General features: G+C 68.9%; 27 protein-coding genes. 17 read left to right on the top strand and 10 right to left on the bottom strand.

Going from position 1 to position 24591, the window contains the following annotated elements; genetic code table 11:
• Positions 1 to 51: 51 nt before the first annotated feature.
• The 10 genes from ybeY to ACQEVO_RS23215 all read left to right on the top strand — a co-directional run bounded on the left by ybeY (position 52) and on the right by ACQEVO_RS23215 (position 9217).
• Positions 52 to 621, top strand: coding sequence for an rRNA maturation RNase YbeY (gene ybeY / locus ACQEVO_RS23260; RefSeq protein ID WP_280397187.1), 570 nt, complete (start codon positions 52 to 54; stop codon positions 619 to 621).
• Positions 618 to 1949: a hemolysin family protein gene (locus ACQEVO_RS23255; protein ID WP_432916798.1), complete on the top strand. Its 1332-nt coding sequence runs from the start codon at positions 618 to 620 to the stop codon at positions 1947 to 1949. The genes ybeY and ACQEVO_RS23255 overlap by 4 nt, the downstream gene beginning before the upstream one ends.
• On the top strand, positions 1942 to 2292 hold the full coding sequence (locus ACQEVO_RS23250; RefSeq protein WP_432916795.1) for a cytidine deaminase: 351 nt from the start codon (positions 1942 to 1944) through the stop codon (positions 2290 to 2292). Before ACQEVO_RS23255 ends, ACQEVO_RS23250 begins: the two co-directional genes overlap by 8 nt.
• The gene (era, locus tag ACQEVO_RS23245; RefSeq protein WP_432916792.1) at positions 2285 to 3199 is read left to right on the top strand and encodes a GTPase Era; all 915 of its coding nucleotides are present in this window, start codon (positions 2285 to 2287) and stop codon (positions 3197 to 3199) included. The genes ACQEVO_RS23250 and era overlap by 8 nt, the downstream gene beginning before the upstream one ends.
• A 546-nt stretch (positions 3200 to 3745) precedes the next feature.
• Positions 3746 to 5326, top strand: a complete 1581-nt coding sequence (locus ACQEVO_RS23240; RefSeq protein ID WP_432916790.1) for a sensor histidine kinase — start codon at positions 3746 to 3748, stop codon at positions 5324 to 5326.
• 2 nt (positions 5327 to 5328) lie between these two features.
• Entirely contained in the window at positions 5329 to 5742 is a 414-nt protein-coding gene (locus tag ACQEVO_RS23235; RefSeq protein ID WP_357422027.1) for a roadblock/LC7 domain-containing protein, read from the top strand.
• Positions 5739 to 6098, top strand: coding sequence for a DUF742 domain-containing protein (locus tag ACQEVO_RS23230; protein WP_432916787.1), 360 nt, complete (start codon positions 5739 to 5741; stop codon positions 6096 to 6098). Before ACQEVO_RS23235 ends, ACQEVO_RS23230 begins: the two co-directional genes overlap by 4 nt.
• A gap of 28 nt (positions 6099 to 6126) precedes the next feature.
• Entirely contained in the window at positions 6127 to 6705 is a 579-nt protein-coding gene (locus ACQEVO_RS23225; protein ID WP_432922937.1) for a GTP-binding protein, read from the top strand.
• A complete protein-coding gene (locus ACQEVO_RS23220) occupies positions 6702 to 7985 on the top strand; it encodes a cytochrome P450 (RefSeq protein WP_432916784.1) in 1284 nt (427 codons plus the stop codon). Before ACQEVO_RS23225 ends, ACQEVO_RS23220 begins: the two co-directional genes overlap by 4 nt.
• Positions 7982 to 9217 carry a cytochrome P450 family protein gene (locus ACQEVO_RS23215; protein WP_432916781.1) on the top strand — a complete coding sequence of 412 codons (1236 nt, stop codon included), beginning with the start codon at positions 7982 to 7984 and terminating at the stop codon, positions 9215 to 9217. The genes ACQEVO_RS23220 and ACQEVO_RS23215 overlap by 4 nt, the downstream gene beginning before the upstream one ends.
• A gap of 102 nt (positions 9218 to 9319) precedes the next feature.
• On the opposite strand, the gene puuE is transcribed toward ACQEVO_RS23215, so the two are convergent.
• The 9 genes from puuE to ACQEVO_RS23170 all read right to left on the bottom strand — a co-directional run bounded on the left by puuE (position 9320) and on the right by ACQEVO_RS23170 (position 18131).
• Entirely contained in the window at positions 9320 to 10276 is a 957-nt protein-coding gene (gene puuE / locus ACQEVO_RS23210) for an allantoinase PuuE (RefSeq protein ID WP_432916778.1), read from the bottom strand.
• A 3-nt stretch (positions 10277 to 10279) separates the two neighbouring features.
• Complete coding sequence (gene alc / locus ACQEVO_RS23205; RefSeq protein ID WP_432916775.1) at positions 10280 to 11341, bottom strand: allantoicase; 1062 nt, start codon at positions 11339 to 11341, stop codon at positions 10280 to 10282.
• A 7-nt stretch (positions 11342 to 11348) separates the two neighbouring features.
• Positions 11349 to 12617, bottom strand: coding sequence for a DUF6986 family protein (locus ACQEVO_RS23200; protein WP_432922934.1), 1269 nt, complete (start codon positions 12615 to 12617; stop codon positions 11349 to 11351).
• Between the two features lie 18 nt (positions 12618 to 12635).
• Positions 12636 to 13019 carry a hydroxyisourate hydrolase gene (gene uraH, locus ACQEVO_RS23195; protein WP_432916772.1) on the bottom strand — a complete coding sequence of 128 codons (384 nt, stop codon included), beginning with the start codon at positions 13017 to 13019 and terminating at the stop codon, positions 12636 to 12638.
• A 71-nt stretch (positions 13020 to 13090) separates the two neighbouring features.
• Complete coding sequence (gene pucL / locus ACQEVO_RS23190) at positions 13091 to 14005, bottom strand: factor-independent urate hydroxylase (RefSeq protein ID WP_432916770.1); 915 nt, start codon at positions 14003 to 14005, stop codon at positions 13091 to 13093.
• On the bottom strand, positions 14002 to 14529 hold the full coding sequence (gene uraD / locus ACQEVO_RS23185) for a 2-oxo-4-hydroxy-4-carboxy-5-ureidoimidazoline decarboxylase (RefSeq protein WP_432916767.1): 528 nt from the start codon (positions 14527 to 14529) through the stop codon (positions 14002 to 14004). The genes pucL and uraD overlap by 4 nt, the downstream gene beginning before the upstream one ends.
• The gene (locus ACQEVO_RS23180; protein ID WP_432916764.1) at positions 14526 to 15842 is read right to left on the bottom strand and encodes an amidohydrolase family protein; all 1317 of its coding nucleotides are present in this window, start codon (positions 15840 to 15842) and stop codon (positions 14526 to 14528) included. Before ACQEVO_RS23180 ends, uraD begins: the two co-directional genes overlap by 4 nt.
• A gap of 88 nt (positions 15843 to 15930) precedes the next feature.
• The gene (locus tag ACQEVO_RS23175; protein ID WP_432916761.1) at positions 15931 to 16929 is read right to left on the bottom strand and encodes an isopenicillin N synthase family dioxygenase; all 999 of its coding nucleotides are present in this window, start codon (positions 16927 to 16929) and stop codon (positions 15931 to 15933) included.
• Between the two features lie 32 nt (positions 16930 to 16961).
• On the bottom strand, positions 16962 to 18131 hold the full coding sequence (locus tag ACQEVO_RS23170; protein ID WP_432916758.1) for a nitrate ABC transporter substrate-binding protein: 1170 nt from the start codon (positions 18129 to 18131) through the stop codon (positions 16962 to 16964).
• A gap of 307 nt (positions 18132 to 18438) precedes the next feature.
• Between ACQEVO_RS23170 and ACQEVO_RS23165 the strand changes: the two genes are divergently transcribed.
• The 6 genes from ACQEVO_RS23165 to ACQEVO_RS23140 all read left to right on the top strand — a co-directional run bounded on the left by ACQEVO_RS23165 (position 18439) and on the right by ACQEVO_RS23140 (position 22868).
• A complete protein-coding gene (locus ACQEVO_RS23165; RefSeq protein ID WP_432916755.1) occupies positions 18439 to 19221 on the top strand; it encodes an ABC transporter ATP-binding protein in 783 nt (260 codons plus the stop codon).
• On the top strand, positions 19218 to 20093 hold the full coding sequence (locus ACQEVO_RS23160) for an ABC transporter permease (protein ID WP_432916752.1): 876 nt from the start codon (positions 19218 to 19220) through the stop codon (positions 20091 to 20093). The genes ACQEVO_RS23165 and ACQEVO_RS23160 overlap by 4 nt, the downstream gene beginning before the upstream one ends.
• Before the next feature lie 90 nt (positions 20094 to 20183).
• A complete protein-coding gene (locus ACQEVO_RS23155) occupies positions 20184 to 20828 on the top strand; it encodes a GntR family transcriptional regulator (protein ID WP_432916749.1) in 645 nt (214 codons plus the stop codon).
• A gap of 9 nt (positions 20829 to 20837) precedes the next feature.
• The gene (recO, locus tag ACQEVO_RS23150; RefSeq protein WP_432916746.1) at positions 20838 to 21575 is read left to right on the top strand and encodes a DNA repair protein RecO; all 738 of its coding nucleotides are present in this window, start codon (positions 20838 to 20840) and stop codon (positions 21573 to 21575) included.
• A gap of 61 nt (positions 21576 to 21636) precedes the next feature.
• Positions 21637 to 22446: an isoprenyl transferase gene (locus ACQEVO_RS23145; RefSeq protein ID WP_432916744.1), complete on the top strand. Its 810-nt coding sequence runs from the start codon at positions 21637 to 21639 to the stop codon at positions 22444 to 22446.
• Positions 22443 to 22868 carry a YbjN domain-containing protein gene (locus tag ACQEVO_RS23140; protein ID WP_432916741.1) on the top strand — a complete coding sequence of 142 codons (426 nt, stop codon included), beginning with the start codon at positions 22443 to 22445 and terminating at the stop codon, positions 22866 to 22868. Before ACQEVO_RS23145 ends, ACQEVO_RS23140 begins: the two co-directional genes overlap by 4 nt.
• Here ACQEVO_RS23140 and ACQEVO_RS23135 read toward each other — a convergent pair.
• Entirely contained in the window at positions 22850 to 23503 is a 654-nt protein-coding gene (locus ACQEVO_RS23135; protein WP_432916738.1) for a TetR/AcrR family transcriptional regulator, read from the bottom strand. The two genes, ACQEVO_RS23140 and ACQEVO_RS23135, sit on opposite strands and share 19 nt — an antisense overlap.
• A 106-nt stretch (positions 23504 to 23609) precedes the next feature.
• Here ACQEVO_RS23135 and ACQEVO_RS23130 point away from each other — a divergent pair, with 106 nt between their 5' ends.
• Positions 23610 to 24587 (top strand): hypothetical protein, encoded by a 978-nt coding sequence (locus ACQEVO_RS23130; protein WP_432916735.1) that lies wholly within the window; start codon positions 23610 to 23612, stop codon positions 24585 to 24587.
• Positions 24588 to 24591 lie beyond the last annotated feature (4 nt).

Here is a 24591-nt window from a genome sequence, read left to right as displayed (position 1 = left end):
GCCGCGGGCGTCGGATGGGCTGCGCCGGGCGCGACCCTTTAGGCTGATCAGGTGAGTATCGAGATCGCCAACGAGTCGGGTATGGACGTGCCCGAGGAAGACCTGGTCGGGGTCGCCCGGTTCGTGATCGGCCGGATGGATGTGCACCCGGCCGCCGAACTGTCGATGGTGCTGGTCGATCTCGACACCATGGCCGATCTGCATATGCGGTGGATGGATCTGCCGGGGCCCACCGATGTGATGTCGTTCCCGATGGACGAACTCGAACCCGGCGGCCGGCCCGACAGTCCGGAGCCGGGGCCGTCCATGCTCGGCGATATCGTGCTGTGCCCCGAGTTCGCGCTCGACCAGGCGGCCAAGGCCGGGCATTCGCTCGACCACGAACTCGCCCTGCTCACCGTGCACGGCGTGCTGCACCTGCTCGGCTACGACCACGCCGAACCGGCCGAGGAAAAAGAGATGTTCGCCCTGCAGGGCCGGTTGCTCGAACAGTGGTACGAGGAATTGCACGAGGCGCAGCGGCGGGCCGAACTGGCCGAACGGGATGCGCGGCTACTGGGGAAGACGGGATTCGTGGCGCCGGAAGAGGGCCGATCGTGGCCGGGTGACGCCCCCGCGTGAACGAGATAACCCTGTTACTGCTCGCTGTGTTGCTCGCTGCGGTGGGCGGGGTATTCGCCGCCGTGGATTCGGCACTGAACACCCTGTCGCCGGCGCGCCTCGACGATATGGCGCGCGGCGACCGGCCCGGGGCCGTGCGGTTGAGCCGGATCGTGGACGACCGGCCGCGCTACGTCAACCTGATGGTGCTCCTGCGCATTCTGTGCGAGATCACCGCGACCGTACTGCTCGCCGCGGCGCTGAGCCGGTTCTTCGGCAGTGCGTGGGCGCTGTTGATGACCGCCGTGATCATGGTGCTGGTCTCCTATGTGGTGATCGGGGTCGGCCCGCGCACCCTGGGCCGCCAGCACGCGTATTCCATCGCGCTGGCCGCGGGGCTGCCGCTACAGTTCATCGGCGCCCTGCTGGGGCCGGTGAGCCGGTTGCTGATCCTGCTCGGCAACGCGATCACCCCGGGTAAGGGATTCCGGAACGGCCCGTTCGCCTCCGAAATCGAACTCCGCGAGGTCGTCGATATGGCCCGGGAACGCGGCGTGGTGGCCGACGACGAGCGCCGGATGATCCAGTCGGTGTTCGAACTCGGCGACACCGCGGCCCGGGCGGTGATGGTGCCGCGCACCGAAATGGTGTGGATCGAAGCCGATAAATCGGTGGCGCAGGCGATGTCGCTGGCGGTGCGCAGCGGCCATTCCCGGATCCCGGTGATCGGGGAGAACGTCGACGACATTCTCGGCGTGGTGTATCTGAAGGATCTGGTGCCCTACGCCGATCGCGGGCGCAGTGTGCGGGTGCGCGAGGTGATGCGCGACGCGGTGTTCATGCCCGATTCGAAACCGCTCGACGATCTGCTCGACGAAATGCAGCGCCGGCGCAACCATATGGCTCTGCTGGTGGACGAGTACGGCGGTATCGCCGGCCTGGTGACCATCGAGGATGTGCTGGAGGAGATCGTCGGCGAGATCGCCGACGAATACGACACCGACGAGACACCGCCGATCGAGGAGCTGGAACCCGGCCGCTACCGGGTGTCGGCGCGGCTGCCGATCGCCGACCTGCGCGAACTGTACGGGTTGCCGATCGACGAGGAAGAAGTGGACACCGTCGGCGGATTGCTCGCGCACGAACTGGGCCGGGTGCCGCTGCCCGGTGCGGAAGTCGTCGCGCACGGGCTCGAATTACGCGGTGAGGGCGGAGCGGACGCCCGCGGCCGGGTCCGGGTGCACACCGTGGTGGTGACCCGGGCACCGGAGCAGACGACAGAAACCGAGGCGGCGACGGAACGGGATCGCCCGTCCGCCCGCAACGACGAGGGAGCAGGCCATGAGTGAACTGGACGCCGAGGACAACAAACTGCTGGTGCTGGCGCGGGGGGCGCTCGGGCGGACCGGCGGCTCCGCGGGCGCGGCGATCCGCGATACCGATGGCCGCACCTACGCCGCCGGTGAGGTGGGGTTGCAGGCGCTGCGGCTGACGGCGCTGCAGTCGGCGGTGGCCGCCGCGATCTCCAGCGGTGCGGAGGGTTTCGAGGCGGCGGTGGTGGTCGGCGGTAAGTTCGCCGACGCGGGGGTTTCGGCGGTGCGTGAGGTATCCGCGGGCGCCCGGATCATCTTCGCCGACGCCTCGGGCGCGGTGTTCGATATCGCCGAGGGTTATGAGGCCAGCGATGCCTGAACCGGCCGATCGCGAGTTCCGGTCCGGTTTCGTCTGTTTCGTCGGCCGCCCGAACACCGGGAAATCGACGTTGACGAACGCGCTGGTGGGCGCGAAGATCGCGATCACCAGTTCGCGGCCGCAGACCACCCGCCACACCATCCGCGGGATCGTGCACCGCGAGCACACCCAGCTGATCCTGGTCGATACGCCCGGCCTGCACCGGCCGCGGACGCTGCTCGGCCAGCGGCTCAACGATCTCGTGCGCGACACCTATTCCGAGGTGGATGTGATCGCGCTGTGTATTCCGGCGGACGAGAAGATCGGGCCGGGGGACCGGTGGATCGTGCAGCAGGTGCGGCAGATGGCGCCGAAAACGACGCTGCTCGGGGTGGTCACCAAGATCGACAAGGTCGGCCGGGAACAGATCGCGAAACAGCTGCTGGCCGTTTCCGAACTGCTCGGACCGGAGTGCGAGGTGATCCCGGTTTCCGCGGTCAAGGGCGAACAGGTGGAGGTGCTGGTCGATCTGATCGCCTCGCAGATGCCGCCGGGCCCGGCGTTCTATCCCGACGGCGAACTCACCGACGAGCCGGAGGAAACCCTGATGGCCGAGCTCATCCGGGAGGCCGCGCTGGAGGGGGTCCGCGACGAGCTGCCGCATTCGCTGGCGGTGGTGATCGAAGAGGTGCTGCCGCGCGAGGAACGCGAAGACATGCTCGACGTGCACGCGCTGCTGTATGTGGAGCGGCCGAGCCAGAAGGCGATCATCATCGGCAAGGGGGGTGCCCGGCTGAAGGAAGTCGGGACCAACGCCCGCAAACAGATCGAGCACATCCTCGGCACCCGCATCTACCTGCACCTGCACGTCAAAATCGCCAAGGACTGGCAGCGCGACCCCAAACAACTCGGCAAACTCGGCTTCTGAGTTCGACGGGCGAGGTGCCGGCCCCACCCGCCGCGCCGCGAGCGAACGGATTCGCGGGCAGGCGCGACGTAGCGGTCACAGCCGCCCGCCCCTGCGCCCCCCGCTGCGGCGCCGAGTCTTACGAGACCCCCGAACTTTCGTAACCCCGAACCCGAACGGCGACCACGGCGGTGCCGAGTCTTACGAGGCCCTTGGAGGTTTTGGCCCGTCCCTGCTGTCAGCGCTCGATGCGATGCGGCGCAGCCGCGAGTGTCGAGTGCTGACAGCAGGGACTTAGGGGGGCCAAAACCCGTGCCGCCGGAGGCAGCACCAAAAACACAGGCGCCGCAAAAAAACACTGAGTGTTAGCTGAGGGTTGGCTTACTCGAGTGGCGCTGGTTGGACTAGGCCGATATGCTTCGGGCCCAGTACCCGAATTCGCCGGTGCGAAACCGCTTTTCATCCGACGATTCGGTAACGGGCACGATGGGGTGCCGTATGCGGGCTCGGCGTTGAGTCGGCAGGACTTTGCGCGAGCGGGGGTGTACCCGACTTATGTATGAATCGGTGGCAGCGGGCCCGGTGGGTGTGCCCGGACCGGGCGGCCGGCGGCATTGGGTTGCCCCGGCGCTGGCGCTGGCGATTTCGGTGACCGTGGGTGTCGGCCTGGTGGGCGGTGCCATGCTCTCGGTGGCGCCGGCCGAGCGAATGCTTACGGCCCTCTGGGTTTCGGTCGCGGTGGTCGCCGCTTGTACCGCGGTCACCACGGCGGTGTACGTGCGCGGTCTGTTCGTGGCCGAACAGCGGCGCGGTGCGGCGACGGCGGATCTGCTGGCGCAGACCCGGGCTCGCGCGGCCGCCGCCGAACAGGCCGTCGCCGTGGAGAAGGAGGCCGCCGCCGCCAGCGAGCGGCGCCGGTCGGCGGCCATCGCGGCCTTGGCGAACGCATCCGGCCGGATGCAGGCCATGACCACCAGTATGCTGGCCGACTTGCAGGACCTGGAGCATCGTTACGCCGATCAGGCCGTACTCACCGATCTGCTGAAACTGGATCACGCCACCGCCCAGGCCGGCCGCCTCGCCGACAGTATCGCCATCCTCAGCGGGGCCCGCACCGGCCGCCGCTGGGCAAAACCCATTGTGATGGAACGGGTGCTGCGCGCCGCCATCGGGCGTGTCAACGGCTACCAGCGGGTGCGGATGCGGGCGATCGCCGAGATCGCGATCGCCGGGCACGCCGCCGAGGGCGTTATCCACGCCCTGTCCGAACTGGTCGACAATGCCTGCCGGTTCTCCCCGCCCACCACCGAGGTACATATCTACGCGGCCGAGATCCCGGCGGGCGTGGTGGTGACCATCGAGGACAGCGGGCTGGTGATGAGCGAATCGTCGCTGCGGCGAGCCCAGGCCACGGTATCCGGTGCGGAAGGCGACGAGGGGCTGTCCTCGATGAACGGCACCCGGTTCGGGCTGGCCGTCGTCGGGCGGCTCGCCCGCAAACACGGACTCACGGTGAGTTACCGGCCGTCGGCGATCGGCGGCACCGCGGCCGTGGTGATGATCCCCCGCGAACTCACCGCCCGTATCGAACCGCCCGCCACCCCGGCGTTGCCCGCCGGGCATTCCGCCGCACCGGCCGGTCTGCTCCCGGCCGCCGGAACCGCCTCGGATACGGGTCCGTTCGCTGCCCTCACCGATACGGGCTCCCGGTACCTGACCGCACCCGCCGCCGAACCGGATACCGCCGCGCCGTACCGCTCCGGTAATCACACCCAGCCCCACTATGTTTCGGGCCGGCACCAGATCCCGCAGTACACCTCGGGCCAATTCTCGGTGGCTCCGGCGGAAACGGCCGCGACCACCACCACCGTGCTGCCGAAGCGGCGCCGCGGCAGCACGCTGGCCGCCGCGCATCCCGAAGGGCTGCCCGCCACACCCGACCTCGACGCCTTCGACGGTTCCGCCCGGGAGGACACCACCGCGAAACACCGGTCGACGGCTTCGGCGATGGGGGCGTTCCAGCGCGCGGTCACCGGCCGGGCCGACGAGGACCCCCAGCCCTTCGGCGGGCCGATCCGGTCGCCCGGCAACGACGCCGAGCGCTCGTCCCGTCATTCCATCACCACCGACTGGGAGAACGATCGATGACGATGACATCGGATCCAGCGCAACTGGATTGGCTGCTACAGCGGCTGCTGAGCGAAACCGCCGGTGCCCGGCACGCGGTACTGCTGGCCGCGGACGGGATCCAGATGTGCCATACCGCCGGCCTGACCATGGATCAGGCCGACCGGCTGGCCGCCATCGCCTCCGGCGTACAGGCGCTGGCGGGCAGCGCGTCCGCGGAATTCGGTAACGGCCGCGGTGGGGTGCGCCAATCGATGACCGAGTTCTACGGCGGGATCCTTTTCATCGTCGGCGCCGGCGCGGGCGCCCAGATCGCGGTGCTCGCCGATGACGACGCCGATGCGGGGCTCGTCGGCGCGCAGATGGCGGCGCTGATCGAGCAGGTCGGGGAGTATCTGTCCGCGCCGCCGCGGGGGAGCAGAGCGAGACTGTTGTGAACCGCCTCGGCCGCGACGACGAACCCGACCGCTTCTACACCCTCACCGGCGGCCGCGCCGCCCCCACCACCGACGAATTCGACCCGGTCACCCTGGTGGTCAGTGAATGCGCGCCCGCACCGGCGATGCAGCGCGAACACGTGGCCATCCTGACCATGTGCCGGCAGCCGACCGCGGTGGTGGAGATCGCCGCCGAATTGCGGCTGCCGATCGGCATCGCGACGGTCCTGGTCGCGGATCTGCTGCACGCCGGCAAGGTCACCGTGCGCCACCCCGAACTCGCCACGGGGCCCCACGGCGACACGTTCGATATCGACATGCTCGAGAAGGTGCTAGTTGGACTCCGTAGCCTATGAGGACCGCCCCACCCGTGCCCGGGCGCCGCTGTCGAGTTCGGTGCGGCACGGCCTGAAAATCGTTGTCGTCGGGGGGTTCGGGGTCGGTAAGACGACCATGGTCCGCTCGGTGAGCGAGATCCAGCCGCTGGACACCGAGGCGGTGATGACCAACGCCGGTGTCGGGGTGGACGATCTGTCCGGTGTGGCCGGGAAATCCACCACCACGGTCGCCTTCGATTTCGGGCGGATCACCCTGTCCGACGAATATGTGCTGTACGTGTTCGGTGCCCCGGGGCAGGAGCGATTCTGGTTCCTGTGGGACCGGCTGTTCACCGGGACGCTCGGCGCGGTGGTGCTGGTGGACCCGCGCCGGATCAGCGATTCCTGGTACGCCATCGACCGGCTCGAATACCAGGGCACCCCGTTCGTGGTGGCGTGCAATTCTTTCGAGCCCATCCCGCCGCCGCTGGACGAGGTCCGTGACGCCCTCGATCTGGACCCGCAGGTGCCGTTGTTCACCTGCGATGCCCGCTCCCGGGAGTCGGGCAAACAGGTGCTGATCGGCCTCGTCGAACACCTCATCGAGCGGCAGGCGCCGCCCGCCGGAGCGGGGGAGCGGCCATGACCCCGCTGGAGTACGGCACCGGCACGTCCGCGGCGGGTTGCCCGGTCGCGTCACCGGGGGCGGTCCGGCTCGACGGCCCCGGTTTCCATACCGACCCCGCCCTGCTCTACACGCGGATGCGGTCCGAGCACGGCCCGGTGGTGGAGGTCGAACTCATCGGCGGTATTCCGGCGTGGCTGGTGATCGGCTACCGGGAACTGCATCAGGTGACCACGGACGGCCTGCTGTTCCCGCGGGATTCCGGCCTGTGGAACCAGTGGCCGGCGATCCCGCCGGACTGGCCGCTGCTGCCGATGGTGGGCCGCCCGCAGCCGGGCATCTATTTCACCGCCGGCGCCGCGCACGCCCGGCATGTGGCGCTGGTGGAGCCCGCGCTGGAGTCGGTGGACCCGTTCGCGCTGCGCAGCGCCTGCGAACAACTCGCCGACGGTCTGATCGACCGGTTCTGCGGACGCGGGCACGCCGATGTGATCACCGAATTCGCCGAACTGCTGCCCGTGCTGACGCTGGCGTGGATCATGGGCGTGCCCGAATCCGACGGACCGTACCTGGCGCAGACCATGCAGGTGCTCTGCGATGGCGGCCCCGAGGCGCCGGCCGCCTACCAGCGGTTCGTGGAGTACATGCAGCAGTTGCTGGGGCAGAAGAGACAACGGCCCGGCCAGGATCTGGTGTCCCGGATGCTGGCCGATCCCGCGCCGTTCGCCGACGAGGAATACGTGCTGAACATGCAGTCGGTGATGGCGGCCGGACATCTGCCGACCGCCGACTGGATCGGCAATTCGATCCGGCTCATGCTGGTCGACGACCGGTTCGCCGCGGCGTTCGGCGCCGCCCGGCACAGTATCGGGCAGGCCATGACCGAAGTGCTGTGGGAAGATACGCCGACCCAGATCCTGGCCGGGCGCTGGGTCGCCCGCGATACCCGCCTCGGCGAGGCGCTGGTGCGCCGCGGCGATATGGTGCTGCTGGGTCTGGCCGCCGCCAATTCCGACCCGCATATCCGCCAATACACCGGCACCGGCGCCGATCCGGCGCATTCCGGGAACGCCGCGCATTTCGCGTTCGGCCACGGCGAATACCGCTGCCCCTATCCGGCCCAGCAGATCGCCGAGATCATCGCGCGCACCGGGATCGAGGTCCTGCTCGACCGGCTACCCGATCTGGACCTGTCGGTTCCCGCCGGAGCCCTGGCCCGCCGCCCCTCGCCGTTCCTGCGCGGGTTCACTTCTCTGCCAGTTCGTTTCACTCCTGTCCCCGCCGTTGGAGGTGGCTCGTGAGCCAGCAATGCCCGCATACCGCGACCCTGACCATCGACCCCATGGTCGCCGATCTCGCGGGCGAGACCCGCACCCTGTGCGAGGGCCCCGCGCTGGCGAAGATCGAGTTGCTGGGTGCCCCGGCGTGGACCGTCACCCGGCACAACCTGGCCCGGCAGCTGCTCACCGACACGCGTCTGGTCAAGGACCACACCCGGTGGAATCTGTGGCAGTCCGGCGCGGTGACCCACGAATGGCCGCTGATCGGCATGCTCGACGCCGGCCGGTCCATGTTCACCGTCGACGGCGCCGAACACCGCCGGCTGCGGATCAAGACCACGCGCGCGCTGGCGCCGCGCCGCCTGGGCGCGTTGCGGCCCAAGATCGAACAGTTCACCGCCGAACTCCTCGACGAGCTGGCGAAGGCCGGTGCCGGGGACGGTGTGGTGGACCTGAAGCAGGTCTTCGCCTATCCGCTGCCGATGCGGGTGGTCAGTGAACTGATGGGGGTGCCGCGCACCGACCACACCTACCTGCTGGAGGCCTACAAGAAGTTCTTCTCGCTGCTCACCCCGCACGACGAGCGGATGCGGATCTTCGCCGAACTCGACGACTACTACACCGGGCTCATCCGGGAGAAGACCGCGCACCCGGCCGACGATCTCACCTCCGATTTCATCCACGATGTGGCCGAAGGCGAAACACCGCTCACCGAGGAAGAGGTGCACGGCAATCTCAAGGCGCTGGTCGCCGCAGGCCACGAAACCACGGTGAGCCTGATCATCATGACCACCCGCGCGTTGCTCGGGCATCCGGAACAGCTCGCCGCGATCCGGGGCGGGGACCGCACCTGGGAGGAGGCGATCGAGGAGACTCTGCGCTGGGACGGCCCTGTGATCCATCTGCTGATGCGGTTCGCCACCGAGGACATCACCGTCGACGATCTCACCATCGAAAAGGGCGACGGCGTGGTCATGTCGTATCGCGCCATCGGCCGCGACCGCGGGGTGCACGGCGACGACGCCGACACCTTCGATATCACCCGCTCCACCGCGAACCGCAATATCTCCTTCGGTTACGGTCCCCATATCTGCCCCGGCGCCGCCCTGGCCCGCCTGGAAGCCGCCATCGCACTACCCGCTCTTTTCGATCGTTTCCCGAATCTGCGCGCCGAGATCCCGCTGGGCGAGCACGGCAACCTTCCCGTGCTGACTCAGAACGATCCAGCGGCTTTCCCGGTCCGGCTCGGCTGAGGCCGGGCTGGAGCGGCAGGACCCGAGTCCTGCCGGTGTGGGCACGGCCCCGCCACATGCTTTCGGCGATCGTCCGGACATGCTCCCGATGCCGCGGGCGAATCAGCGGCGAGGTGCGACACCCCTCGGCCGTTCCAGCGCGCACGCGCGGGCGGGGTGGACGGCTCGCCAGTGGTCGGCGATCTCGATCCGCCGGGCGATCCACACCCCGTCGTGCACCTGGATGTGGTCGAGGAATCGTTCCAGGGCGGCGATGCGGGCGGGGCGGCCGGCGAGCCGGCAGTGCAGGCCCACCGACAGCATTTTCGGCCGGCCCGCGGCGCCCTCGTGGTACAGCACATCGAACGCGTCCCGCAGATGGGCGAAGAACTGGTCGCCGCTGGGGAAACCCGCCGGGGAGGCGAAGCGCATATCGTTGGTGTCGAGGGTGTACGGGACGACCAGGTGATCGACCGTGGTGCCGGCGACCGGGACCGTCACCCAGTACGGCAGATCATCGGCGTACGAATCGGAGTCGTAGCCGAAACCGCCGTGTTCGACCACGAGCGCCCGGGTATTGGGCGAATCCCGGCCGGTGTACCAGCCGCGCGGCGCCACACCCGTGAGCTCACGCAATACTCGCACCGCCTCGGCCATATGCGCTCGTTCCACTTCGCGCGGTGTGTCCTGATAGGACAGCCAGCGCAAACCGTGGCAGGCGATTTCGTGACCGGCGGCGAGGAAGGCCGCGGCCGCCTCGGGATTGCGCTGTAGCGCGCGGGCGACGGCAAAGACGGTCAGCGGCAGGCCGCGCCGTTCGAACACCCGCAGGACCCGCCACACACCGGCGCGGGAACCGTACTCGTAGAGCGATTCCATGCTCATATGCCGGTCCGGGAACGCCGTGGCGGGCGTCATCTCCGACAGGAAGGTTTCCGAGTACGGATCGCCGTCCAGTACACAGCTTTCCGCGCCCTCCTCGTAGTTCAGCACGAACTGCACCGCGATCCGGGCGCCGCCGGGCCACTGCGGGTCCGGCGGTTGCGGGCCGTAGCCGACCATATCCCGTGGATAGGTCATCGCCTACTCCGTTCCCAGGCCGGCCCGGCCCGCCGGAGTGAGGGTGCCGAGGACGCGCAGCCGCGCCATACCGCCGTCCGGGTAGATGTCGAGGCGCACCTCGGTGACAGGCCCGGGATCGTGGACGAGGAACCGGTGCCGGGTATCGGGGCGAAGGACCGTGCGGGGCAGCAGGTCCCGCCACGCGCCCGTACCGTCACGCCCGCGCAGGCGCGCGGCGCCGGGTGCGTTACCGAGGAAGCAGGAGGTATCGAGTTCGATCATGCGCACCAGGCCCGCACCGGCCAGCCGCACCCGGACCCAGTCGTTACCGTCGTCGCGGCGGCGTGCGGTCTCCCAGCCCTCGCCCATCACCCGGGCCGGTCCGGGATACAGCAACTGGTGTGGCGCGCCGTAGAACATATTCGAGCAGCCGGTCACCAGCGCACCGTTTTCCACCGCGGCCAGATCGATACCGGTGGCGTCGAGCCATTGCGGGTCGGGCCGGCCTTCACCGTGCACGCGTAGCCGCGCCACGCCACCGTCGGGGTAGAGGGTGAGTTTCACATGCGTCCAGCGTCGTTCGGAATCGACGATGAACGATGTCCGGCTGTCGCCGGTGACGGGGCTGCGCGGTACGAGGGTGTGCCAGTCCGCCCCGGCCGCGAGTTCGGCGGGATCGGGGTAGCCCTCGACCGCGGCGGCCGCCACCGCCACCTCCGGCGGGAAATTCCCGGTGAACCAGGCGGTATCCACGACGACACCCCGCACGATGCCGGGCACCCCGAGCCGCACGACGGCTTCGTCCACGCCGGGCGTCCGGCGCCGGCGCGTCTCCCAGCCGTCGTAGACCTGCCCTTTGTGCCCGAAGGTGGCCCGCCGATGGCCGGGGTCGCCCGGGCTGATCAGATTCTCTTTTTCGGCGAAGGTTTCGTCCGTCGCCCAGATGACGGCACCGCCGAGGGTGCGTACGGCGAGATCGGGCAGCGCGGTGAAATCGGTGGCCTGCGGGGGTTCGGTAACTGCCGGTGCAGCGGCAGCACCGGCCGGGTCGAGACCGGGCTCGGCGGAACGAGAGGTCGGCATACGGTGTTCACTCCTCGATGTCATAGGTGCGGTCGGCGAGGGCGTTCAGGACCGTTGCCGAACAGCCGGGTGCGTGCCGCCGCAGTTCGGTCTCGGTGAAAGCGCCGCACGCCGAGCCACGGAGGACGCAGGCCGCCAGCGCCTGGGCGGTCGCCGGTTCGTCGAGCACGCCGCCGCCGCGTCGATCCAGGTAGGACTGGATACGGGGACCCGCCACCGCCAGCGCGGCGCGGTAGAAATGGAAGGTGGCCGCCCAGCGGGTGACCAGATGCCCGGGGTGCATATCCCAGCCCTGGTAGAAACCCCGTTCCAGCGACCGGCCGACCAGCCGGAAATGATGGTCGAGCGCCGCCCGCACCCGGTCGGGCGACCCCTCCGGCACGATCTGGGTCGATCCGTCGCACACCGGGATCCCGGTCTGCGCGGCGGCGACGAGCATGACCGCCTTGGCGTGATCGGCGACCGGATGCTCCAGGGATTGATGCGGCGCGGCGATACCGCAGGCGGCGCTGTAGTCGTAAGTGCCGTAATGCAATCCGGCGCAGCGCCCATCGGCCAGGGCGAGCGCCCGCGCCACCGTTACCGTCCCGTCGGCGCCGATGATCGCCTGTGGGCTCTCGATCTGCAGTTCGAACCGCAGCGCACGCGGCGCGAGACCGTGTCCGCGCTCGAACTCCTCGCACAGGGCCACGACCGCCGGAACCTGCTCGGCGGCACGCAACTTCGGCACCGTGAACACGAAACCGGGCGGCACCCCGCCTGCGGCATCCAGCACCAATTCCAGGGTGCGCACGGCCCGCCGCCGCTCGGCCGCGGCAAGGCCTTTCACCCGGATGCCGCAGACATCCGGCCGGGCCGGCCCCAGCGTTCGCAGGGTGTGCCCGGCCGCCCGTGCGTGCCGGTCCTCGACGCTGTCGGGCCGCCACCCGTAGCCGTCCTCGAAATCGATCCGCAGATCCATGATCGGCCGGTGCGCCAGTGTCCGCTGCACCGCGGCGACGGTCGTACCGTTGGACCACTGCCGGAGGCTTTCCCGATGCGCGGTCAGGATCGACAGCGCCGCCTCGCCCCACACTCGCGGGGTCTCCGGAGTTGCGGTAGCCGCACCGACATACACGGTGTGCACAGGCTGGCTGTCGGTGCGGTGCTCCGGATACCGGTCCGCGAGCATCGCGTCGACCGGTTCCAGCACGGCATCGATCCGATGGAGTGCGCGATCACCGAGAGACCCGGTGGACCGGCAACCGGATACCGGATGCGTGCCGGAGCCGGCGATGGGTGCGGGCACAGCCGATCAACTCCCTCGATAGGTCGAATACGCGAACGGCGACAACAACATCGGAATATGCGTATGCCCCTCGGCCGCTTCGAAGGTGATCACCACTTCGGGGAAGAAGCTCTCTTGACCGCGGCTGTGGAAGTAGGCCCCCGTCGCGAAGACCAGCCGGTATACGCCCGGCGCCAGCGGCTGTGCGGGCGACAACCCGGTGCGACCGTCGCCGTCGGTGGTCGCGGTTGCCAGCACGACACCGCGGGCGTCGGTCAGCCCTACCACGATCCCGGGCCCGGGCCGACCCGCCACGGCGTCGAGAACATGTGTGCTGACGGTTGAACCCCCGCCGCCGGCAGGCCCTGCGTGGTGACGCTGCGCTGCCGCCTCCGGGCCTGACTCGCTCACGCTGTGTTTTTCGGGCGTGAGCGAGGGCCCTGCGTGGTGACGCTGCGCTGCCGCCTCCGGGCCTGACTCGCTCACGCCGGGCCCCTCGTCCAGGCCGGTCCGGCGTCCGGGGCGTCGGCTCGCTGCACCGTTGCCTCGATCAGGCCGTAGGGGCGGTCGGCGGCGATGAACACCTCGTTGTGGTTGGCGATGCCGAATCGGTCCAGGTCGTAGTCGAAGTGGTGTTTGTTCGGCGCCGACAGCCGTACCTCGGCGATCGCCGGATAGGCCGTGAGCACCGCTCTACCCATTTCGAACAGTGTCTGCTGCAGCGCCTTGGAGTGCACCTGCGCGAACCGGTCGATGAACAGCCGCTTCACTCCGGCGTAGGTGGCCTCCCAGTCGGCCTCGGTCGTCGCGTACCGCCATTCGGCGTTCAGTGCGGTGGCCAGAATCCGGTCCTGGGTGGGGGCCAGCGTGGTGAATTCGTCCACCAGGAATCCCGCGAACTCGGAGCCGGTCGATTTCAGCAGCGTCAGCTCCTTCATCCCCGCGACCACCCACGCCTGCTGCTGTGTTCCGGTGCCCGCGACGGTGACCGCCGCGGTCCGCACCTCCTGCCCCCGCCGGATCCAGGTGTGGTCGTGCTCGCAGCCCTCGACCGCGGCGCGCTGCCAGCCGTACTCCTCGATATCGATGCGTGCGCTGCGCACCGGGGCGACGGTGCCGGTGAAATGACGTGCCAGATACAGTCCGTAGTCCTCGATAGCGGCGAGACCGTGCTGTTTGGCGAACGCGTACGCGGTGTTCTTCTGGCTGTCGGTCGGCAGGACGGCGGACTGATCCCCCTGCAGGTACGCAGCGGCGAAATCGCCACGTAGCGAGGTCGATACGGTGATATCACGGATCTCGTGCCGGGCGGTGTCGCGGTAGATGCGGACGATCCGGTTCTCCGATTTCCCGTACTGATGCGGGCCGAGCTCGATGGCTCCGGATAGTGTGGTCATGATCGGTCGGCTCCTCGGAGGTCGGGTGCGTTCTCGCCGGTGAGCAGCGCAAACAAGCGTTTCCGGTTGATGGCGCCGAGTTCCCGGCGGGCGATGGCGTGTTCGGTGGCGGTGTCGTTGTCGATGCGGGCGGTCAGGATCGCGAGCAGTTCCGTCGCCGACCGCCCGGCCGCGTCGACCAGATACACCTGGCCGTGGCGCTGTTCGTAGCGCTCGTTCAGCCGCCGCAGTTCGGTACGGGTGGCGCTGTCGGCGTGCGCGAGCCCGGATTGTTCCCGCCGCGACATCGCACCGCCGGTGCGGTCGCCGATGCGCGGGTGGCCGGCCAGCGCCCGGGCGAACTCGGCGCCGGAGAGGGCTTCCAGTTCCCGGTCGGCCCGTTCGAGCAAGGCGGCCGGTGCCGGATACGGCCGGGCCGCCACCAGCGCGCGGGCCCATACCGGAGACTCGCAGATCCGCAGCAGGGTGGTCAGCGCCACCTCCGGGTCGAGAGCATTGAACGTGTGCAGGGCCGGCGCGGTCATGACGCGTTCAGCTCCGACAGGGTACGGATCAGCTCGTGTTCATCGATCCGGGTGCTGTGCCCGTCCCGGAGCACCACCTCGCCGTCGACGAGGACGGTGTCGATGACGCGGCTGGTGCCGGTCGTGAGCAGCGCCGCGCCGGGATCGCGGACGGGCAGGGTCGCGAAGTCGCGGTCGAAGCGGATCAGCGTGAGATCCGCGCGGTCGCCCACCGCGACCCCGCCCGCGCTCGGCGCCAGGCCGAGCGCCGAGTTCGCCCCGCCCGCGGCCATATCCAGCATCGCGCCGAACCCCAGCAGATCCGCCCGCTGCCGCACCGCGCGCTGGACGTAGGCGCCGATGCGCAGCGATTCCAGCATGTCCTGGGTGTCGTTGCTGGCGGCGCCGTCGACGCCGAGCCCGACCGCGAGCCCCGCGTCGAGCCAGTCGGGTACCGCCGCCACGCCGCTACCGAGGCGCATATTGCTCACCGGGTTGTAGGAGACCGCGACACCCCGCGCCGCGAGGGTCTCCCGGCCGGCGGCATCGAGTTCGACACAGTGCACGGCGATCACCCGATCCCAGAGGAAATCGTGCGTGTCGAGGTATTCGACCGCGCCCATCCCCACGTGCTCCCGGCACATCAGATCGTCGGTCCGGGTTTCCAGCAGATGGATCGATACCGTGAGATCGCGCTGCCGGGCGAAGTCGCCGATCGCCGCCATACCGGCCGGGGTCACCGACCGCGGGTTCGGCACCGCCAACCCGATCGAAATCCGTGAGCCGGCAGTGTCTTCGATCAACTGCTCCGTGTGCTCCAGTACCTCCTCCCGCGGCTGGATGAGCCGCGGTTCGAAACCCCAGCGGCGGGTGGGGTCGGGCCGGTCGGCGATACCCCGGCCCAGCACGGCGCGGATCCCGCTGTCGCGCAGTCCGCGTAGCACCGCATCGTGCACCTCGGTGGACGGATGCGGCCACATATGCTCGACCAGTGCGGTCGTCCCGCTGCGCAGTGCCTCGAGCGCGGCGGCGACCGTCGCGGTATAGGCCCGCTCCGGGGTGACCGCCACCGATTCGGCGCCGACGGCGAGCAGCCATTCCAGCAGCGGTGTGCCCTCGGCGATCCCGCGCATCAGCGACTGCTGGAGATGGGTGTGGGTATTGACGAACCCGGGAACGAGATACGCCCCGGTGCCGTCGATCTGCTCCGCGGCGGACCGGCCGGCGCCGCCCGGTTCGATCGCGGTGACGGTGCCCGCCTCGATCAGCACATCCCGATTCGGCAGCCAGCCACCACCGGAGTACACGGTGACGCCGTTGACGGCCTTGATCATTCGGACACTCCTGGAGGTCAGCAGGCGGGGTGGTAGGGCAGGCACACGTAGACCGGATAGCCCCGCAGCAGCGCGCGCCATACGCCCCTCATGACCGCTCCCCGGCCGCGGTCTCGAAGTTGGCGTTCACCCGCTGGTAGAGGTAGTCCTCGGCGCTGATCGGCGGATACTTGCCGGCGGGTCCCGCGATGACGACCTCGCGGTTCGCCTGCGCGAAGAACGCCAGGCTGTACCGGGCGCCGCGGAAATCGTCCGGCCCGGGATTTTTCACCCGGTGGAAGTTCGACGGCAGCCGGTCGTCGCTCCACCGCATGAGCATGTCGCCGATATTGCAGGTGATCACCTCGTCGGCCGGTTCGATGGGGGTCCAGCGCTGGCTGTCCATCTCCCGGCCCGGGCATACCTGCAGCCCGCCCTGGCCGGCCCGCTGGAACAGCAGGGTCAGGCAGTCGAAATCGGTATGGGCACCGGCCCGCCAGGTGCGAGCGCCCGCCTGCGGTTCGTCCGGCACGGCGAAGTAGTGCAGCATACGCAGGGTGCTCTGATAACTCACCGCCGACGGGTCGTGGGCCCGGGTGAAGAAATCGCGGGGGAATCCCAGTTTGTCCGCGAAGCAGGACAGCAGTCGCATGGCCAGCTCCCAGCACGCCGCCTCGAAGGCCAGGGCGGTCTCGCGGAAACCGGGCAGTTCCGCCTCGCTCGGCCACAGATCGTCCATATGCGGGCGGGTGACCTGGAACGATTCCTTCTGGTCCGGGGTCCCGATCGACGGCCGGACCTGGGTCAGCGATTCCCAGCCGGAATTGAAACCCTTCTTCAACGGGTACTTCGCCTTGACATCGGTGGGCAAAGCGAAGAACTCCTCCGCGGCGGCGAACGCGGCGCGCACCGAAGCCAGATCGATCCCGTGATCGATCACCTGAAAGAAACCGATATCGGTGGCCGCCGACCACAATTGCTCGGTGATCTCGGCGCGACGGGTGTCGAAATCCGCGAGGCTGATCCGCCGGATCTCGCGATCGGCGGTTTCGGTACCCAGCGCGCCCATCCGGGTTTCGCGCTGTAGCTCGGTCAGGCTGTGGGTCATCGAATCTCCTTCGAAGTGGGGCACGGGACGGGTCACCGGATACCGATGGCGGGATCGGTGAAACGGCCGGTGAACAGCTGCTCACCGGTGAGACCGGGCGGCAGTTTCGCGCCGCCCGCCGCGAGTACCGGCGCCAGATCGTCGATCGTGCGCTGGGTGCGGGCCGGGTCGTAGGTACCGAACGAACCGTCGGCTTCGGCGGCGAGCAGGCCGTTCTCGGCCAAGAGCGCCGCGCCGGCCGCGGCCTCACCCGCGGTATAGGGCGTATACGCGACATCGCCGGCGATCACATCGACGATGGTGGTGTTGGCCGGCTCCGGATCGGCGAGATAGTCGACACCGGATTGCTGGATGATCGGCACCAGTTTGCTCAGGCACGGCGCCATCGCCTCGAGTTTGTCCTTGCGTACCACCACGTTCGAGGCGTAGATCTCGAACCCGACGTCTTTGACCAGTTGGTAGGCGACCGGTTTGTTCCAGGCCGGGGTGTCCTCTTCGTACGAGTACGGCTCGGAATTGGCGAATCCCTGCTGGGCGATCGTCGGATCGCCGACGAACCGCGCCGGCGCACCGTCATAGGTGGTGTCGAGCTGGGACCGGTCGAGCAACCCGCGGCTCACCAGCCACTGCGGAAAGATCTGTTCCTTCGACACCACCACGGTGGCATCGGATCTGCCGATATCGGCGATGGTGCGCCACTCCGGATGGCTGGCCGGATCCCACATGAGAATGGCCGGACTGTATTTCAGCAGCGGAGTCACTCCGGTGACCGGCTGATCGCCCGCGGCGGCGATCAGCTGATCACCGTGCATGATGCCCAGATGGATTCCGTCGTCCACGTACAGCTGGGAGGACACCGATTGGAATCCGATCGCGGGGCCGCCCGCCCGCAGAGTCAGCTCGACACCGGTGTCCTTACCGCCGGCGACCAGCGGGCCGGTGACCGAGCGCGCCTCGGTGTCGACGGTGGAGCCGGGGCCGAGCATCTGGAACAGCGCGCCCATATCCGACTGGGGCTGCCATTGCAGCTGGACCACCACGTTGTCCGGGCAGACTCCGGCCAGCCGTTGCGGTTCGGCGGCGGGCTCCAGCGCGACAGCGGCGGACCCGGAACCACCGCCGGTGCAGGCGGTCAGCGAGACAGCGGCAAGGACCAGAGCCGAGACGGCCGCCCGGAGTCGGCGCGTAGTCGATATCGTCACAGGTCTCCTCGAAGCGGAATGCGGCAGATGCTGCCGGGAGATCGGCCGCCGCGGGGGACCCGCGGGCGGGAAGGCCGGCGCTGTGGTCACCGGCGAACGCCGCCTACTCTCCATTGGCAGTGATTACATGCAATGTCTGTCACGTTTCGAGTCTGTTAATCGCTCGTTTGTCTACATCTCAATGCATTTCAGGGTGGCAATTGTGATGTCGTCGTAACCCGCGGCAATCGAAGCGACATACATGCAATTCACGATATTAAACACAGTAGAAGAGCATTCTTTGCATGCAATAGTCCGGAGGCTGGCGATGGGACTCGCGAACACACTGCCCGACAGCGACGCACGAACACCGACCAACGACACCGCCGTGTCGTTCGACCAGGTGAGCAAGCGATTCGAGACCGGCACCACCGCCCTGGACGGTATCGACCTGCGGATCCGGCACGGTGATTTCGTCGCCGTGGTGGGGCCGTCCGGCTGCGGGAAATCCACGCTGCTGCGGATGGCGGCCGGACTCGACCGACCGTCGAGCGGCTCGGTGGCCGTCGCCACCGAATCCATCGGCTTCATATTCCAGGAGCCGACCCTGCTGCCCTGGCGTTCCGTCCGTCGCAATGTCGAGCTGTCGGTGGAACTCGCCCACCTCGGCAAGGCTGCCCGCCGGTCCCGCGCCGCGGCCGCCCTCCGGGCTGTCGGGCTCGGCGAATTCGCCGAACAGCTGCCGCACACCCTCTCCGGCGGTATGAAGATGCGCGCCTCGCTCGCCCGTGCCCTCACCCTGGCGCCCGAGGTGATGCTGCTCGACGAACCGTTCGGCGCACTGGACGAGATGACCCGGCTGGATATGCAGGTCGAACTCCAGCGGCTCTACACCGACCGGAAATTCACCGCCATGTTCATCACCCACTCCGTCTCCGAGGCGGTGTTCCTCGCGAACCGGGTCGTGGTGCTGACCCCGCGCCCGGGCCGGATCGCCGACGTCGTCGATATCGACTTCCCCTATCCACGCGAACCGGAACTCCGCTACGACCCTTGCTTCACCGGCTACGTCGCCCGGCTGTCCGCTTCTCTGCACGGAGGTACCCGATGACCGTCGCCATGGTGACCGGGCATCCCGCCTGTACCGCGACCACCGCCCCCGCCGCGACCCGGCCCGGGCGCACCGCGCGCCTGCTGCGTGCCGCGTTGCGAACAGGTGGGATACCGTTCGCTTCGTTCGGCGCCGCCCTGGCCGCGTGGTATGCGGTGACCTACCTGGTGCTCGCGCCGGAACGCCGATTCCTGCTCCCGGCGCCACACCGGGTGCTCACCGAATCACTGCTCGACCGAGCGCATGTGGTGCCTATGCTCGAAGCGCTCGCCGTCACGGCGCGGATCGCCGCCATCGGGTTCGTGCTGGCCGCGGTCCTCGGAGTCGCCGTCGGCACGCTGATGAGCCGTGCCCGGTGGCTGGAACGGGCCATCTATCCGTACGCGGTGGTCATCCAGGTGATCCCCATCCTGGCGATCGTTCCGCTGATCGGGTTGTGGTTCGGCTACGGCACGGCCGCCCGCACTCTGGTGTGCGTGATCATCGCCGCCTTCCCGATCATCACCAACACGCTGTTCGGCTTGCAGTCGGTGGACCGCGGCCAGCACGAACTGTTCACCCTCGGCCGCGCTTCCGGATGGGACCGGCTGATCAAACTCGAACTCCCCGCCGCCCTGCCCGCGATCCTCACCGGAATCCGCACGGCCGCCGGGCTGGTCGTGGTCGGCGCGATCATCGGCGATATGTTCTTCGCCAAGGGTGAGCCGGGTATCGGCACGCTGCTCGACGTCTATCGCAGCCGCCTGCAATCGGAGGATCTGTTCGCCGCGATCGTGCTCGCCTCACTGTTCGGCGTCGCCGTGTTCATGCTGTTCGGCGCCGTCTCCAAAGCGCTGATCGGCGGGTGGCACACCTCTGCCGGAAAGAAGTAGCCGCTCCGGCGCCCGCCCGGCCCACCATCCGACTCCCGGCCCGCCCGCGCGCTAGCGTGAGGCGTGGCCGAGACCAGCAGAGAAAGACAGATGACCACGACCGAGCGCGCGTTGCTCACCGAATCGGTCCACGCCACCCTGCGGGAGCAGATCTTCGCCGGTGAACTGGCACCGGGTACGCCGTTGAGCGTGCCCGCACTCGCCGCGAAACTCAACGTCAGCCGGACACCGGTACGCGAAGCGGTACAGCAGCTGATCAACGAAGGTATCGCGGTCTACACCCGCAATGCGGGGGCCAAGGTCGATACCGTCGACGACGAAACGATCCGGGCGGTCTTCGAGGTGCGCGAGGTACTCGACGGACTCGCCGCCTATCAGGCCACCCTGCACGCGACCAGGCAGCATATCGCGGACCTCTCGGCCATGATCGCCGACCAGCGGGCGCTGCTCGGCGAACGGCCGGATCAACGCCGCGATGCCCGCCTCGATCTGGACTTCCATACCGCGATCCGGGAGATAGCGGCCAACAAACCGCTGAGCGAGGCGCTCGCCCGGCTCGACGGCCAGGCCCACCTGTACCGCTCGGATATGTGGACCTACGACGACAACCGGCGGATCGCTGTCGACGAACACCAGCGTATTCTCGCGGCGATCCGCTCCGGTGACGCCGCGGGCGCGCGGACGGCGGCGTGTGCGCATGTGGCCGGTCTCCTGGTACGCACCCGCCGCCAATAGACTGAGCCCGTGCAGTTGTACCGGGACCATGCCGTCGTGCTGCGCCAGCACAAGCTGGGCGAAGCCGATCGCATTGTCACGCTGCTGACCAGGCAGTACGGGGTGGTGCGGGCCGTGGCGAAGGGGGTGCGGCGGACGAAGTCGAAGTTCGGTGCGCGGCTGGAGCCGTTCGCCTACGTCGATATCCAGCTGTACCCCGGCCGCAACCTCGACACCGTGACCCAGGTGCACACCGTGGAGGCGTTCGCGACCGCCATCGTCGCCGATTACGGCCGCTACACCACCGCCTGCGCGGTTCTCGAAACCGCCGAACGCCTGGCCGGTGAGGAACGCGCTCCCGTCCCGCGGCTGCATACGCTCACCGCGGGCGCGCTGCGCGCCATCGCCGCGGGGGAACGCCCGCACGAACTCGTCCTGGACGCCTTCCTGCTGCGGGCCATGGACTACGCCGGCTGGGCCCCCGCCGTCGACGAATGTGCCCGCTGCGCCACCCCCGGCCCGCACCGCGCGTTCCATATCGGCGCCGGTGGCGCGGTCTGTGTGCACTGCCGCCCGCCCGGCGCCGCCACCCCGGCCCCCGCGGTCTTCGACCATCTGCTGGCCCTGCGCCACGGCCGCTGGGACCGGGTCGCACAGATCCCGGAATCGGCCCGCCGCCAGGCCAGTGGCCTGATCGCCGCCCACCTGCAATGGCACCTCGAACGCGAACTGCGCACCCTCCCGCTGATCGAACGCAGCCTCCCATAGCGTCCGGCCGAAACCTGCGGCGCCGGAGGCGCCGCAAACCGGCACAGCTACCCTTTTCAGCGTGATCCTGCGTCGTGACTCTGCCGGTTCGGACGTGTCCGCCGGTACCCGTACAGTCCGCCCGCCGGCGCCGCATCCCTCCGGGGCGCGGCCGCCGGAGATCCCGCGGGAACTGGTGCCGCGGCATGTGGCGCTGGTGATGGACGGGAACGGCCGGTGGGCGCAGGAGCGCGGGTTGCCGCGGACCGCGGGGCACGAAAAAGGCGAGGCCGTGCTCATGGACACCGTCGAGGGTTGTATCGAGATCGGCGTCCAGTGGTTGTCGGCGTACGCGTTCTCCACCGAGAACTGGCGGCGCAGCCCCGAGGAGGTGCGGTTCCTCATGGGATTCAACCGGGATGTGATCCGGCGCCGCCGCGACGAAATGCACGAGATGGGGGTGCGGGTGCGCTGGGCGGGGCGGCGACCGCGATTGTGGCGCAGCGTGATCCGGGAGCTGGAGATCGCGCAGGAGCTGACCCGGGACAACACCGTGATGACGCTGACCATGTGCGTGAACTACGGTGGCCGCGCCGAAATCGCCGACGCGGCACGGGAGATCGCGCGCCGGGTGGCGGCCGGTGAGGTCGATGCGGAGAAGGTGAACGAGGCCATGGTGGCCCGGTACATGGACGAACCGGATATGCCCGATGTGGATCTGTTCCTGCGGCCGTCGGGGGAGTACCGGAGTTCGAACTTCTTGATCTGGCAGTCCGCGTACGCGGAGTTCGTCTATCAGGACACGCTGTTCCCGGATTTCGATCGGCGCAATCTGTGGGAGGCCTGTCTGGAGTACGCGCGGCGGGACCGCCGGTTCGGTGGTACCAAATGACTTCCGAACCCGATTCCGGCGAGCTGGCGCCCGATATCGAGTTGAAGGCGCGCGCGGGTGCGGGCCTGGGTTTGCACGATATCGATGTCCGGGTCGACAACGACGGTTCGCTGCGGTTCGACTACCAGGGCGCGTTGTGCTCGCTGAGCGCGTTCACGTTGACCCGGGGCCTGGACGTGCTGTCGCTGACCTGTGTGCTGGCCTGGGACCGGCCGCTGAAACCGCAGCTGCACAAGCGGGTCGCCGAGCGGAACGCGGCGCTGCAGTTCGGGTCGATCGCGTTGATCGCACACGGGAAGCTCGCCGATGTGATCCTGCGGTACACCTTCCCGGCGGCGGGACTCGACGATCAGGCGCTCACCACCATGCTGCTGCTGGTGCTCGGCGGGGCCGGGGAGGCGCGTCAGGGATTGCTGCCCTGACCGGCGTGTCCGGTCCCGCTGGTCGCTGTCCGGCCGGCGCCGGCCGGCCCGTAGGGCAGCAGGATGCCGATACCGCGGATGTACTCGTCGCGGTCCACCCCGGTCAGCAGACTTTGCAGGACATAGCCCGGTAGCAGCCCGAAGAGAGCGGTGGACACCGCGTCGATATCGGTGCCGGGGGACAGCCATCCCTGCTCCTGCATGCGCACGGCGTATGCGCGCCACATAGCCCGGATGCCGGTCATCGTCTTGCGTACGGGTTCGGCGGCCGCCTGGTCGATCAGGGCCAGCGACCAGGCCTGTGGCGCCAGCCGCAATCGGCCTTCGGGGCCGCTCTGCGAGTCGATCCAGGCCGTCATATGCGCGACGAGTTCCGCGGGGGTCGGCAGTGGGTCGCGTTCGATCGCCTCGGTCATCCGGGCACGGATATCGCCTGCGGCGGTGGAGGCGAGGGCGATGACCAGCTCGTCCTTTCCCTTGAAGTACCGGTAGACCGCGCCCGCCGACAGTCCCGATTCGGTGAAGACGTCCTGCATGGAGGTCTGGTGGAACCCCTTGCGGACGAAGCAGGTCCGGGCGGCGTCGAGGATCTGCTGGCGGCGGCGTTCCAGGTGTTCGTCACTGACTCGGGGCATACCCCAAACTAAAACGAATGTTCGTTCTTGACAAGTCGCGGTACCCGGTGCGACGGTAGGGACATCGTTAAAAAGAACGAGCCTTCGATTTTCTGGGGAGAACGTCATGAACGTCATCCAGCGCGCCGTGGCCATCGGGCTGGGCGCGGCCCTGCTCCAAGCGTTGATGCTGATCGCCTTCGCCTGGCCCGCGACCAATATCGCCCCGCGTGATCTGCCCCTGGCCGTCGCCGGCCCGCAAGCGGAGATGGTCCAGGCCCGGCTGACCGGCCAGAACCCAGGCGCCTTCGAACTGACCACGGTGCCCGACGAGGCGGCGGCCCGGGCGGCCATCGGCGACCGCGAGGTCTACGGGGCGATCGTCACCGGCAACGGTGCGCCGCGGATGCTGGTCGCCTCCGGTGCGAGCCCGGCGGTCGCCCAGCAGCTCACCCAGATCGGGCAGCTGATGTCCGGGGCGCCGGCCGTGCCGGTCGAGGATGTGGTCCCCGGTGACCCGGACGATCCGCGCGGTGCCGGTTTCGGCGCAATGGCTCTGCCGCTGGTGATGGCGGGTATCGCCGGGGGAGTACTGCTGACCCTGCTGGTTCCCTCGGCCCTCGGCCGGATCGCGGGGGTGCTCACCTTCGGTGTCGCGGGCGGCCTGCTGAGCATGCTGGTCACCCAGACCTGGCTGTCCATCGTCCCCGGCCCGTACCTGGAGCTGTCGCTGGTCGCCGGTCTGGTCTCGTTCGCGGTCGCCGGCACGGTCACCGGCCTGGCCACCGTGATCGGCCGCGCCGGGATCGGCATCGCCGCACTCACGATGCTGCTGATCGGCAACCCGTTCTCCGCCGCCACCTCGGCACCGGAACTGCTGCCGCAGCCCTGGGGAACGATCGGCCAGCTGCTGCCGCCCGGTGCGGCGGCCTCGCTGATCCGCTCGGTCGCGTTCTTCGACTGGGCCGGAGCGCAGGGCCCGCTGCTGGTGCTGGCCGGATGGGCGGTGCTGGCGCTGGTTCTACTCGGTATCGGCGCGCTGCGCGACGGCCGCCGTTCCGAACCGGTACCCAGCGATCCGGAAGCGGTGCCGGTACCCGCCTGACCCC

It is taken from the genome of Nocardia sp. CA-290969, assembly GCF_050936135.1.
In the GTDB taxonomy this organism is placed as follows: Bacteria; Actinomycetota; Actinomycetes; order Mycobacteriales; family Mycobacteriaceae; genus Nocardia.
This window is presented reverse-complemented; position numbering and strand designations above follow the sequence as displayed.

What these genes read in the sequence shown, in the direction of transcription:
- ACQEVO_RS23250 (WP_432916795.1), top strand. Translation starts at nt 1,942, where the DNA reads ATGAGTGAACTGGACGCCGAGGACAACAAACTGCTGGTGCTGGCGCGG.
- era (WP_432916792.1), top strand. Translation starts at nt 2,285, where the DNA reads ATGCCTGAACCGGCCGATCGCGAGTTCCGGTCCGGTTTCGTCTGTTTC.
- ACQEVO_RS23235 (WP_357422027.1), top strand. Translation starts at nt 5,329, where the DNA reads ATGACATCGGATCCAGCGCAACTGGATTGGCTGCTACAGCGGCTGCTG.
- ACQEVO_RS23220 (WP_432916784.1), top strand. Translation starts at nt 6,702, where the DNA reads ATGACCCCGCTGGAGTACGGCACCGGCACGTCCGCGGCGGGTTGCCCG.
- puuE (WP_432916778.1), bottom strand. Translation starts at nt 10,276, where the DNA reads ATGACCTATCCACGGGATATGGTCGGCTACGGCCCGCAACCGCCGGAC.
- alc (WP_432916775.1), bottom strand. Translation starts at nt 11,341, where the DNA reads ATGCCGACCTCTCGTTCCGCCGAGCCCGGTCTCGACCCGGCCGGTGCT.
- pucL (WP_432916770.1), bottom strand. Translation starts at nt 14,005, where the DNA reads ATGACCACACTATCCGGAGCCATCGAGCTCGGCCCGCATCAGTACGGG.
- uraD (WP_432916767.1), bottom strand. Translation starts at nt 14,529, where the DNA reads ATGACCGCGCCGGCCCTGCACACGTTCAATGCTCTCGACCCGGAGGTG.
- ACQEVO_RS23180 (WP_432916764.1), bottom strand. Translation starts at nt 15,842, where the DNA reads ATGATCAAGGCCGTCAACGGCGTCACCGTGTACTCCGGTGGTGGCTGG.
- ACQEVO_RS23175 (WP_432916761.1), bottom strand. Translation starts at nt 16,929, where the DNA reads ATGACCCACAGCCTGACCGAGCTACAGCGCGAAACCCGGATGGGCGCG.
- ACQEVO_RS23165 (WP_432916755.1), top strand. Translation starts at nt 18,439, where the DNA reads ATGGGACTCGCGAACACACTGCCCGACAGCGACGCACGAACACCGACC.
- ACQEVO_RS23160 (WP_432916752.1), top strand. Translation starts at nt 19,218, where the DNA reads ATGACCGTCGCCATGGTGACCGGGCATCCCGCCTGTACCGCGACCACC.
- ACQEVO_RS23155 (WP_432916749.1), top strand. Translation starts at nt 20,184, where the DNA reads ATGACCACGACCGAGCGCGCGTTGCTCACCGAATCGGTCCACGCCACC.
- ACQEVO_RS23140 (WP_432916741.1), top strand. Translation starts at nt 22,443, where the DNA reads ATGACTTCCGAACCCGATTCCGGCGAGCTGGCGCCCGATATCGAGTTG.
- ACQEVO_RS23135 (WP_432916738.1), bottom strand. Translation starts at nt 23,503, where the DNA reads ATGCCCCGAGTCAGTGACGAACACCTGGAACGCCGCCGCCAGCAGATC.
- ACQEVO_RS23130 (WP_432916735.1), top strand. Translation starts at nt 23,610, where the DNA reads ATGAACGTCATCCAGCGCGCCGTGGCCATCGGGCTGGGCGCGGCCCTG.